The sequence below is a fragment of the Urbifossiella limnaea genome (assembly GCF_007747215.1).
In the GTDB taxonomy this organism is placed as follows: Bacteria; Planctomycetota; Planctomycetia; order Gemmatales; family Gemmataceae; genus Urbifossiella; species Urbifossiella limnaea.
The window spans coordinates 5536715-5548703 of the sequence record NZ_CP036273.1; the positions used below are offsets into that span (position 1 = coordinate 5536715).

Below are 11989 nucleotides of genomic sequence, written 5' to 3' on the forward strand. Positions count from 1 at the left end.
CCTTCGAAACAAGGGCGCGGGACTAGCCGGGTCTGCGAGTCCCCGGCCGAATCCCGCGCCCCACTTCTTTTTCCCCTTCCCTCTCCCGCCCCGAAGTCGCGCCCGCGCCACAATCCAACTGCCCACCGTCGCCGTCGAATCCCATAGGACGGGCAAAGCTTGCCTCCCGACGGACCCGCCCGCGCCCGGCGTGCGCGTTGTTCCGACGGCCCCACCCCGCGGTTTCGCCGGACACACCCCCGCCGATGGCGTCCGGCCAAAACAGTGGGTAGAGTCTCCATTCAGGAACCCTCGCCCCGCGAGCCGCGACGCCATGGACTGCACGACCCGCCTCCGGCCCCGCCTGAGCGTCCAGCCGCTCGAAGACCGCTGCGTCCCGGCGCTGCTGCTCAGCGACGTCGGCTACTCCGGCGTGTTCTTCAACTCGCCCACCGAGCAGTTCTTCGAGCTCCGCGGCGACCCCGGCGCCACCATCGCCGGCCGCACGTACCTCGTGACCGTCAACGGCGACCCCGGCACCGCGGCCGGCGTCATCAACTCGGTGTTCGACCTCGGCGGCGTGCAGCTCGGGTCGTCCGGCTACCTCGCCGTGGTGCAGGCCAACAGCCCGTACACCGTCGACTCGCGGTCGGCCGTGCTCCGCGGCACCACCACCGGGTTCGGCGGCCTCGGCGGCACCGCACCGGACCGGTTCTCCGACAGCAGCGCCCTGTCCAACGAGTTCGAGTTCATCTTCGGCAGCAACACGTTCCTGCTGGTCACGGCCAACACCGCGCCCGTGCCCGGTGCCGACGTGGACGTGAACGACGACGGCCTGCTCGACAGCGCGGCCAGCACGTGGACCGTGCTGGATTCGGTCGGCGTGCTCGGGCCGACGCTCGGGGCCAACGCCAACGAGACGAGCTACGGCAAGATCACCGTGTCGCAGGGCGGCGTCGGTCGGGCGCTGTACAGCTCGGTGACGATCAACGCCACCGCCCACGGCCACGTCGCCCGGGTCGGCGAGTCGACCGGGTACACCGCCGCCGACTGGGTGGCCGGGCGGCCCGACGACTCGGGGAACGCCCCCGGCCAGTACCGCTATGAGAACGGCATCTTTGGCCGCCCGACCGACCCGAACCGGTTCACTGCCGGGCTCCGCGTCGACCAGCTCGGCGGGGCAAACTTCGTGTCGGCGGCGTACGGCCGGGTGTACACCGACGCGAACGGCAACAACACCTTCGACGCCGGCGACGCCCCCGTCGCCGGGCAGACGGTGTGGGCCGACCAGAACGCCAACGGCGTACTCGACAGTTACGAGACGACCTTCTCAATCGCGGCGTCCGGCCTGCCCGTGAACGCCGACCTGACCAACGCCATCCCCGGCGCCACCCTCACGTTGATTAACACCGGGGTGAACCAGGTCGGCCGGTCGATCCAGGTGTCGGACACGGTGTTCAACACCAGCCAGCGGATCGGGTCGAACAACGTCGGTTTCTTTGCGAGCTTCCACCAGCTGCGGGTGGACCTCTACCGGCCGTCGAGCTCGGTCAGCCTCGACTACTTCGACGACGTGCCGGGCACCGGCGCGGGCGGCACCGGGCGGATGGAGGCGTACGCGGCCAACGGCACCCTGCTCGACGTCGTGCTGGTGTCCGTCCAGCGCGGCACCACCGGCGGCACGATGATCATCAACCGGCCGCAGGCCGACATCGCCTACGTCATCGCCTACACCGACCCGAGCACGACGGCGAACGCCTACTTCGACAACCTGCGGTTCACCACCCCGGAGTCGTCGGCCACGACCGCGGCCGACGGGTCGTACAAGGTCGGCGGGCTGCTCGACGGCGACTACTCGATCCGCACCATCGGCGGGGCGCAGCTGCCGGCGTCGATCACCAACCTGGTGCCGGTCCGCGGGCTGGACTTCGGCACCGGCGGCGGCCTGGGCGGGGGCGGCGGCAGCATCGGCGGCCGCGGGCGTACCGTCGCCGTCGGCGGCGGCCCCGGCGCGGTGAGCGTGTACGGCTCCGTCAACGGCCAGCTCAGCCAGGCCAGCGTCATCAACTTCCCCGTCCTGTTCCCGGACGCCCCGTTCGACGGCACCTACCGCACCGCCACCGGCGACGTGAACGGCGACGGCGTCGAGGACGTGGCGGTGGTCACCGGGCCGGGCACGTCGGTGCGGTGGGCCGTGATCGACGGCCGCACCGGCAACACGCTGCTGGTGCCGCTGACGACGGCGTTCGCCGGCAGCGACAGCTTCACCGGCGGCGGGTTCGTGTCGATCGGCGACCTGGACGGCGACGGCCGCGGCGAGGTGGTGCTGACGCCCGACCAGGGCGGCGGCGCGCGGGTCACCATCTTCACCGTCTACAACGTCGGCGCCCGGGTGCGGGCCAACTACCTCGGCATCAACGACCCGAACTTCCGCGGCGGCGCCCGCACGGCCCTGGGCGACGTGAACGGCGACGGGCGGGCCGACCTGCTCGTGGCGGCCGGCTTCCAGGGCGGCCCGCGGGTGGCGCTCTACGACGGCAAGCAGGTGTTCACCGCCGGCCTCGTTCCGATCACGAGCGACTTCTTCGCCTTCGACCAGGGCCTCCGCAACGGCGTGTTCGCGAGCATCGGCGACGTGGACGGCGACGGCTTCGGCGACCTGGTGCTCGGCGCCGGCTCCGGCGGCGCGCCGGCGGTGCGGGTGCTGAGCGGGCGGACCCTCGTGTTCGGCGGCGGCCCCGGGGCGGCGCTGGCGACCCCGATCTCCGACTTCTTCGTCAACGGCGACTCCGACTCGCGGACCGGCGTGCGGGTGACGGCGAAGAACGTGGACGGCGACCAGTTCGCCGACATCGTCACCGGCTCGGGCGAGAACCAGCCGTCGTTCATGCGGGTGTACGCCGGCTCGTCGGCCCGGGGCCGGGCCGAGCCGGCGGTGATCCAGGACGTGGACCCGTTCGGCGTGGCGCTCACCGAGGGCGTGTTTGTGGGGTGAGTGGCCGGTCGTTGAAGTCGAACGCGCCCGGGGGTGTTCTCCCGGGCGTTTTCGTTATCTCGCCCCGCTCCTGTCGCTCTGGCGAATCTGGGCAAGAAAAACAGTTTGCGAGGTCCATTTTGTGGGCCCGGCGGCGCGGCATGTGCCGATTCTGCGGGGGGCGTTTTTAGTGCCCACTTGCACCAACCACAGGACCCGCACATGGCTCGCTTCGCTCGTAACCTCCTCTCCCCCGAGCAGTTAGAAGCCCGCGAGGTTCCGGCAACCGCGTTCGCGCTCGGCTCCGGAGCGTTCGCCGACACGCTGTTCCGCTTCGACACAGCCACCCCGGCCACCCTGAGCGTCGGCATCCCGGTCACCGGGCTGGACGCCGGGTACAGCCTCGTCGGCACAGACTTCCGCCCGGCCGACGGCGTGCTGTACGGCCTGGCCACGAACGCCGACAACGCCCAGCTGTACACCATCGACCCGAACACCGGCGCGGCCACGCCCGTCGCCGCGGCGTTCGCCGTCACCGGCATCAGCACCGCGACCAAGTTCGGCGTCGACTTCAACCCGACGGCCGACCGGCTGCGGGTGGTCACCAACCTGGCCAGCGACGGGGTCGGCGGCACCACCAACAACTTCCGCGTCAACCCGAACGACGGCACCCTGGTCGCCATCGACGCCGACCTGGACTACACCGGCCTGGCCGGCGGCTTCGCCGACGGGCCGGAGGTGGCCGTCGCCTACACCAACAACGACACCGACACCGCCACCGGCACCGCCCTGTTCGGCCTTATCAGCGGCACCAACGCCCTGGTGTCGAACACGCTGAACGCCCCGTCGTTCAACACCCTCACGTCGATCGGCGCCCTCGGCTTCGACACCGACGCCAACACCGGGTTCGACATCTACGGCACCGCCAACACGGCCGTGGCCATCCTCAACACGGCCGGCGTGTCGAGCCTGTACACCGTGAACCTCACGACCGGGGCGGCCACGGTGGTCGGGCTGGTCGGCCTCGGCGCCATCACCTTCCAGGACGTGTCGGTGGCCCCGCCCGCGGTCCCGACGCTGGCCAGCGGCCAGACCACCGGGTCGGTCACCCTGTTGAACCCGACGCAATACGGCACCGACGCCGGGCAGCTGACCGTCGGCAGCTCCGTCCCCGGCCCGACCGCCGGCGCCACCGCGAACACGCGCACGGCCACCGGCGACGTGAACGGCGACGGCGTCGCCGACTACATCCTCGTGACCGGGCCGGGCACGCCGATCCGCGTGTCGGTGACCAGCGGCGTGGACGGCACGACGCAGCTGGTGGCGCCGTTCGACCCGTTCGGCGGCAACTTCACCGGCGGCGGGTACGTGTCGGCCGTCGACTTCGACGGCCCGGTCGGGACGACCGGGGCCGACGGCAAGGCCGAGTTCGTCGTGACGCCGGACCAGGGCGGCGGCCCGCGGGTGAGCATCTTCACCTTCGCCGGCATCGGCGCCGCCCCGACCGTGCGGGCCAACTTCTTCGGCATCGACGACCCGAACTTCCGCGGCGGCGCCCGCTCGGCGGTGGCCTACCTGAACGCCGACGCGATCCCCGAACTGGTCGTGGTGGCCGGGTTCGGCGGCGGCCCGCGCACGGCGATCTTCGACGGCACCAGCCTGTTCGGCACACCGACCCGGTTGGTGAACGACTTCTTCGCCTTCCCCGGCACCGACGCCACGACGCTGCGGAACGGCGTGTTCGTGGCCGCCAGCGACATCAACGGCGACGGGACCGACGACCTGGTGTTCGGCGGCGGCCCGGGCGGCGCCCCGCGGGTGTTCATCCTGGACGGCGCGCAGGTGGCGGCCGGGAACGTGGCCGCCACGCAGGCCGCGCCGATCGCCAACTTCTTCGTGGGCGGTAACACGACCGACCGCGGCGGCGTGCGGCTGGCCTACGCCAACCTCGACGCCGACAGCAAGGGCGACCTGGTGGTCGGCAGCGGCGAGGGTTCGCCGGCGAAGGTGAGGGCGTACCTGGGCAAGAACTTCACCAGCACTGCCGAGCCGACGACGTTCCAGGACATCGACCTGTTCGGCGGCGGCGCTCTGGCCGGCGGCGTGTTCGTGGGCTGATCCGTAACGGCGAGCCGGGGGCGTCAGCCCCCGGAGTTCCACTCGTCAGCCCGGGGTTCGCGCCCCGGGCTGACGGCTTTTCAGCGCCGCCGCGGCGGCGCCCGCAGCGAGTCGATCCACGCCTGCTCCAGCGCGTCGAGCGACTCGAACCCGTACACCTCCTTCGCCGCCGTCGCCCACGACGCGGCCGAGTTCTCCCCCATCCCCAGCGCCAGGAACGCCATCAGTGCCGGCTCCTTGTCCCCGCGGGCGAACCGGGGCGTGTCCGCCCGCACGCCGGTCGCCCCGCGCTCCAGCAGGAACCGACACACCGAGTGCCCCTGCGCGAACGTCACGATCTGGTCGCGCGGGTAGTCGGTCATGCGAAACAGGGTGTCGAGCCGGATGGCGCGGCCCGCGTTGAGCAACTCACGGGCTCGGATCTCGTGGTTGAACTGCTCCGCGTCCGCCTCGGCGAGCACGGCGATGCCCTCGTCGGCCCAGCGCGGCAGCGGCCGGCCGAAGTGCGTCGCCAGCACGACGTGCGTGACCTCGTGCGGCAGCACCGACTTCAGCACCGCGTCGAGCGGGCCGTGCAGTTCCATCGACGCCGTCTTCACGCCCGGCGGCCGCTTGCCGTCGGCCTCGCCGAACGTGAACGTGGTGGCCCCACCCGAGCCGCCGGCGGTGATCGTCACCCGAATCGTGACAGAGTCGGCCGCGTCCGGCAGTTCGGCGCCGAACCAACGCTTCGCCAGCTCGCGCCGGTGCTTCTCGGCCGCGATGCCTACCGCGTGTGCGACATCGGTCGATGGTGCGATGACGTTGAAGCTCGGGAGGATGCCGAAGTGCCGGAAGTGGGTCCGGTCGCGGCGTGCGTCCGGCGGCGGGATGCGGTCGGGGTCGGCGCGTTCTGGTTCTCCCTTGGGCGGTGCGTTCCGCCGATGCCAGTCGAGCCATGCGACTTCCATCCGGTCCACCGAGTCGAACCCGTACACGTCCCTCGCGGCCGCGTCCCAGCCCGCGGCGGTGTTCGCCTCCGCCCCCGCGGCGACGAACGCGACCACCCGGCCACGTTGCGGTTCGGGGGCGCCGTCGAGCAGGCGTGCCAGCCGTGAGCCCGGGGCGGGATTGGCCTTCGACACGCCCACGTGGGCGAGGAGGAACTTGACGACCGCGTGACCCTGGGCCTCGTACACGTCCCAGTCGGACTTCTCCCCGCGGCCGACGAACAGAGTCGAGAGGCGCAGGGAACGGCCGTCGTACAGGTGGTTGAAGCTGCGGGCGAAGGCGGCGTCGGGGTCCGCCGAGTAGCCCGCCTCGATCGCGCTATCGACCCACCGCGGCAGGCGACGCCCCAACCGCGTCGTCAGGACGAGCCGGGCGGCCGTCCGGGGCGCCTCGACGCCGAGGAGGGCGTCGAGGCCGCCGTGGACCGTGGCGTCGTACGGAACGCCCGTCACACCCCGGAAGCGAACCTCGCCCGTGTACCAGCCGGCCGTCCGGTGCGCCTTCACTCCCACTAAGACTGGCTCCTTCCACGCCGGTAGGTCCTTGCCGAGCCACTCGACGGCGACCGCCTTCCGCTGTCGCTCGAACTCCTCGCCGAGGGCGCGGGCGACGGCCGCGGTCGGCGCCGTCACTTCAAAGTTCGCCGTCTTGTGGACGAACGGCGCGGCCGGTGCCGCGGGTTCCTTCGCGGGGTGCGCCTTCGCACCCGGCGCGGGGATGCGCTCGGGCTCCGGCTGCGGCGCGGCGTCGTTCGCCCAGCCGACGCCGAGGCCGGCCAGCACCGCGACGCACAGCGCGGCCGCTGCCGCGGAACGGGTCGTCGTCATAGCTGCGAGCACTCCGTGGGCCAGGGCCGCGGCGGGCAGGTCCGCCCCGCCGCCGGCCAGGAAGAGGGTCGCGCCGTCCGTCACCTTCCCCACCAGAGACGCCGGAACCGCTTCGGCGGTGGCCGCCAGCGCGGCGAGCGCCGCGGCGGGGGTGATGCCGCGCCGTTCGAGGCGCGACCGCAGCAGTTCCTTTGCCTCGTCGAGCCGGCGGCGGACGGTGCGGCTGCTCCACCCGAGCGCGGCCGCGGCCTGGTCCTGGGTGCGGCCGTCGAGCAGGCACGCGACCGCCGCCGCCCGCAGCTTGTCCGGCAGGCGCGTGAACTCGTCGGCGAGAACCGCCCCGAGTTCGGCAGACAGGAGGCCGGAGTCGGGAGGCAGGTGACACGCCGGTTCCGCGTTAGCTGATTCCGGTCGCCGGTCGCGCTGCCGCATCCGCCGGCCGACACGGCCGGCGACGCCGACGAGCCAGCTGCCGACCGACGCCGCCTTGCGGACCGACCCGGCCCGCGCCGCTAGCACCAGAAACGTGGCCTGGAACGCGTCGTCCGCGGCGGACCGGCCGACGAGCCGGCGGCAGGTGCCGAGCACGGCGGGTCCGTGGCGACGAACGAGTTCGGCGAAGGCGTCGGCGTCGCGGCCGGCGACGAACCGCGCCAGCAGGTCGGCGTCGGGCTCGGCCGGGGCGGCGGCCGCGAGGAGGTGAAGCAGGCCGGGCATCCGTGACCCTCAGGGTGACACCCGGGTAGTGCGGCTCGGGCGCCGAGGGCGGACAGGAAAATGGCCTACGGGTGCGCCAGCGCCCACCGCACGGCCGACGGCACCAGTTGCTTCAGGCCGTCGGTCTGCTCCGGGTGCGGGCTGACGCCGAGCACCCACCCCTTGCCGTGCCGCGCCGCCACCACCGCCGGCGTGTTGATCATCACCCCCGGGATGCCGTTCTTCGGCACCAGTTCCTCGCGGAAGTGCGCCAGCGGGATCAGCTTCGCCCCCGGCAGCGGCTCCAGGATCGGGCCGTTCGCGTACCGGCACGCGGCGAACGGCTCCGACACCTTCAGCCAGTCCTTCGCGTCGGCGGTGAACTCGACTTTCACTTTGCCGGTGCCGCGGAGCCAGTGCGCCCGGTCGATCACCTTCGCCGGCAGCAGGTCCAGCGACCAGTCGTAGCCGGTGCTCGCCAGGTAGCAGCCGGCGCAGATGCCGACGTAGCAGCCGCCGTCCTTCACGAACTGCTTGACGGCGTCGCGGCCGGCGGGCTCCAGCGCCTTGGCCTGCCCGCTGCCGCTGCCGCCGGGCATCACCAGCACGCGGTAGTTCTTCAACTTGCCGGCGCGGATGTCGGCGGCCGTGACGCGCGTCACCTTCAGATCGGGCGACGCCTTGGCGGTCGCCTCGAACATGTCCGGCCCCTTCCCGCTGACGCCGCCGTCCACGTACAGCGCGACCGGAACGACGGCGGGCGACTGCGCGGCGGCGGGAACTACGACCAGGCCGAGGGCGAAGAACGCGAGGGGTCGCATGGTGGGGGCCGGACGAGGGTGGGTGAGAGGAGTGAAATTGTACCGCGGCCGCGGCGCGGCGTCACCGCTTGCGCCACACCTGGTCGGGTGCGAGGCCAAGCTTCTGCATCGCGGGGCGGATGGCGTCGTAGTACCGCTTCGCGTCGTTGGGGTAGCCGGCGGTGGGGGCCAGGCCGGGGACGTGCGTCGCCCAGAAGCGGTTGAACTGGAGCATGCACACCTCGCGGAGGTACTTCGCCAGCATCGACGCCAGCGCGACCGCGACGCTGTCGCCGTCGGCCCGCGGGCGGAAGCTGATGCTGACCGGGCGGTCCAGCCCCTCGACGCGGTAGCGGCTCTCGGCGGCGCCCTCCTTCTCGACCACCACCCACCCGTCGGGAAACGCCTGCTGCACGATCGAGGCGTAGAAGTTCCGCCCGCCGAGCTTGTCGCAGAGGAACAGAACCGGGGCATCGGGGTAGCAATAGACGCCGCGCCGGCCGATGGTGAGGTGGAACGGCATGAGCGAAACCAGCCCGTGAGCCAGCGCGGCCGCCTTCGACCCGGCGGCGTCCACCACGCGGTTGAACCGGGTGGCCGGGGTGAGGATCGCCTGCCCGCACCACGTGTTCGTCTGGAGCACATCCATCGATCTCAACCACGTCGCGGCGCTCGCCTCCAACTCCCCGGCTTCCAACAACGCAGGGAGCGACTGTGCCGGGTCGAACCACGGCTCCGCCCGGAGATCGTCCGCCACGTCGGTGGGCACCGTGTGGTCGAGGAACCGCCCGAGCACATTCGGGATACACCCGAAGACGGGATACACCCCGCGCTCCAGCGCCGCGAGGCCGCCGGCGGTGTAGACCTTCTTCGAGTCGTCGATCAGCAGCCGGCCGTCGGCGGGCTCGTGAGCGCGGCGCACGACGGCTTTTAGCGCGTCCCACCCGGCGGGGTCGTCGTCGGGGAGGTGCAGCGCGACCGCGGCCTGGACCAGCGGCCCCAGGTTCGGGCCGTACCCGGCCTCGTCGATTCCCACCACCCAGGGCATCGTAGATCCTCGGAATACGGGGTATCATACCCCCTCAACCGCCGCCCGCCCGGGAGCCGCCCCATGCCGATGCTCGCCGACAACATCTTCCTCAAGATCATCGACAAGAGCATCCCCGCCAAGATCGTCCACGAGGACGACCTGTGCCTGGCGTTCCACGACATCGGCCCGAAGGCGCCGGTCCACGTGCTCCTTATCCCCAAGAAGGTGATCCGCACGCACGCCGACATCACGCCCGACGACGCGGTGCTGCTCGGCCACTTGCACGTGGTAGCGGCCCGGCTGGCGGCGCAGCTCGGCCTCGCCGACGGCTACCGGCTCGTGGTCAACTGCGGCGACCGCGGCGGGCAGACGGTACCGCACCTGCACATGCACCTGCTCGGCGGCCGCGATTTCGGCTGGCCGCCGGGGTAAGATGCGGGCATGACCGACGTTCGTTCCCTCCTCGCCGAGCGCCTCGCCGCGGTCCGCGGCCGCATCGCGGGCGCCGCCCGCCGCGCCGGCCGCGACCCCGCCGCCGTCACCCTCGTCGCCGTCACCAAGACTGTGACGCCGGCCGTCGCCGCGGTCGTGTTCGAGCTCGGCGCCGCCGACCTGGGCGAAGGCCGGCCGCAGGAGTTGTGGAAGAAGGCCGCCGCGCTCCCCGCCGCGCGCTGGCACCTCGTCGGCCACCTCCAGCGCAACAAGCTCGACCGCACCGTGCCGCTCGCGGCGCTGATTCACTCCGTCGATTCGGAACGGCTGCTCGCCGCGCTCGACGACTTCGGCCGCAAGCGCGGCACGCCGGTGCCCGTGCTGCTCGAAGTGAATTGCAGCCGCGAGGCGGCGAAGGGCGGGCTCCGCCCCGAGGACCTGCCGGCGCTCGCGGACACGCTGCCGGCGCGCAGCGGCGTCGAGGTGCGCGGCCTGATGACGATGGCCGCGTACGCCGACGACCCCGAAGCCGCCCGGCCGACGTTCGCCGAACTGCGGCAGCTGCGCGACCGCCTCCGGGGCGTCACCGGGCTGCCGCTGCCGGAGCTTTCCATGGGGATGAGCGGCGACTTCGAGGTGGGCGTGGAAGAGGGCGCCACGCTGGTCCGCGTCGGCACCACCTTATTCGAGGGGCTGCCGGCGTTAGAATAGCCGCGTCGTTCCGCCCGAGGTCGCCGTATGTCCGTATCCGCAGAGCCCCGCCCGGTCACCGCCCCCGCCTTCCGGGCGGCGAAGGGGCGCAGCAGGCTCGCCGTCGTCACCGCCTACGACTACACCTCCGCGCGCCTCGCCGACGAGGCCGGCGTGGACGCCATCCTCGTCGGCGACTCGCTCGGCATGGTGATCCAGGGGCACGCCACGTCGCTGCCGGTGACGCTGCGCGACGTGATCTACCACACGCAGTGCGTGGTCCGCGGGGTGAAGCGCGCCCTGGTGATCGCCGACCTGCCGTTCCTGACGTACCAGGTGAGCCCGCGGCAGGCCGTCCGCAGCGCCGGCAAGCTGATGAAGTTCGGCGGCGCGCACGCGGTGAAGCTGGAGGGCGGCGAGCGCGTCGCCGACGCGGTGCGGGCGGTGGTGGCGGCCGGCATCCCGGTGATGGCGCACGTCGGGCTGACGCCGCAGTCGGTCCACCAGTTCGGCGGGTTCAAGGTGCAGCGCGACGCCGAGCAGCTGCTCGCCGACGCGGCCGCGGTCGTGGCGGCCGGGGCGTTCGCGGTGGTGGTGGAGAGCGTGCCGGCGGACGTGGGGGCGAAGCTCACGGCGGCTCTGCCGGTGCCGACGGTCGGCATCGGCGCCGGCCCCGGGTGCGACGCGCAGGTGCTGGTGTTCCACGACCTGCTCGGCCTGTTCGCCGACTTCACGCCGAAGTTCGTGAAGCGCTACGCCGACCTCGGCACCGCGGCGCGGGACGCGATCGGCGCCTTCGCCCGGGAGGTGCGCGACGGCACGTTCCCGGGGCCGGAGCACTCGTTCCGCTAGCGCGGCGTTCGTCGTGTCGGTCCTGGTGCGTTGGATCAGCCTGTTAGGCCGGGGCGCGAGCCCCGTCGGGGGTCAGACGCCCGACGGGGCTCGCGCCCCGGCCTAACGGCTCGGTACACTCCCATCGAGCGGAGACTAGAATCGCCCGCGGCTGCCGGCGCCCGGCGGCCACAACCCGGAGGCGAAGATGCGAACGGCCCTCGTGGCGGCGCTGGCGGCGGTCGGGGTGTGCGGCGTGGCGGGTGCGCGGGACGAGAAGGCCGACCCGGTGGGGACGTGGGCGTGTGAGTACAAGATCGGCGACCAGAAGCGGACGTCGTCGCTGACGATCACGAAGGACGGCGACAAGCTGGCCGGCACGATGACGTGGCCGGACCAGAAGGGGGCGAAGCTGACGGACGTGAAGATGAAGGACGGCGCGCTGACGTTCTCGGCCGTGCGCGAGTTCATGGACAACAAGATTCCGATCGACTACACGCTGAAGGTGACCGGCGACAAGCTGACGGGCAAGGGCAAGTCCGACTTCGGCGGCAAGGCGACCGAGTTCGACATCGAGGGGACGCGCGAGAAGAAGGCGAAGTGACGCGGGCGGGCCGCCCCG

The 11989-nt window shown here is 72.2% G+C and carries 9 protein-coding genes; 6 read left to right on the forward strand and 3 right to left on the reverse strand.

The annotated features are described in order from the left end of the window. The first annotated feature begins 313 nt into the window (after window positions 1-313). Window positions 314-2974, forward strand: coding sequence for an FG-GAP repeat domain-containing protein (locus ETAA1_RS22570; RefSeq protein WP_145242517.1), 2661 nt, complete (start codon window positions 314-316; stop codon window positions 2972-2974). 201 nt (window positions 2975-3175) lie between these two features. Beyond that, window positions 3176-5071, forward strand: a complete 1896-nt coding sequence (locus tag ETAA1_RS22575; RefSeq protein WP_145242519.1) for a DUF4394 domain-containing protein — start codon at window positions 3176-3178, stop codon at window positions 5069-5071. 80 nt (window positions 5072-5151) lie between these two features. Here the strand turns inward: ETAA1_RS22575 and ETAA1_RS22580 are convergent, their stop codons facing one another. The 3 genes from ETAA1_RS22580 to ETAA1_RS22590 form a co-directional block, all read right to left on the reverse strand. Further along, window positions 5152-7605, reverse strand: coding sequence for an RNA polymerase sigma factor (locus tag ETAA1_RS22580; RefSeq protein ID WP_145242521.1), 2454 nt, complete (start codon window positions 7603-7605; stop codon window positions 5152-5154). A 65-nt stretch (window positions 7606-7670) separates the two neighbouring features. Further along, window positions 7671-8405, reverse strand: a complete 735-nt coding sequence (locus tag ETAA1_RS22585; RefSeq protein ID WP_145242523.1) for a BPL-N domain-containing protein — start codon at window positions 8403-8405, stop codon at window positions 7671-7673. A 61-nt stretch (window positions 8406-8466) separates the two neighbouring features. Then, the gene (locus ETAA1_RS22590) at window positions 8467-9432 is read right to left on the reverse strand and encodes a ribonuclease H family protein (RefSeq protein ID WP_145242525.1); all 966 of its coding nucleotides are present in this window, start codon (window positions 9430-9432) and stop codon (window positions 8467-8469) included. A gap of 69 nt (window positions 9433-9501) precedes the next feature. Between ETAA1_RS22590 and ETAA1_RS22595 the strand changes: the two genes are divergently transcribed. The 4 genes from ETAA1_RS22595 to ETAA1_RS22610 all read left to right on the forward strand — a co-directional run bounded on the left by ETAA1_RS22595 (window position 9502) and on the right by ETAA1_RS22610 (window position 11971). After that, window positions 9502-9846 (forward strand): histidine triad nucleotide-binding protein, encoded by a 345-nt coding sequence (locus tag ETAA1_RS22595; RefSeq protein ID WP_145244744.1) that lies wholly within the window; start codon window positions 9502-9504, stop codon window positions 9844-9846. A gap of 9 nt (window positions 9847-9855) precedes the next feature. Next, on the forward strand, window positions 9856-10557 hold the full coding sequence (locus ETAA1_RS22600; protein ID WP_145242528.1) for a YggS family pyridoxal phosphate-dependent enzyme: 702 nt from the start codon (window positions 9856-9858) through the stop codon (window positions 10555-10557). A gap of 27 nt (window positions 10558-10584) precedes the next feature. After that, window positions 10585-11388: a 3-methyl-2-oxobutanoate hydroxymethyltransferase gene (gene panB, locus ETAA1_RS22605; protein WP_145242530.1), complete on the forward strand. Its 804-nt coding sequence runs from the start codon at window positions 10585-10587 to the stop codon at window positions 11386-11388. A 187-nt stretch (window positions 11389-11575) separates the two neighbouring features. Continuing rightward, window positions 11576-11971: a hypothetical protein gene (locus ETAA1_RS22610; protein WP_145242532.1), complete on the forward strand. Its 396-nt coding sequence runs from the start codon at window positions 11576-11578 to the stop codon at window positions 11969-11971. Window positions 11972-11989 lie beyond the last annotated feature (18 nt).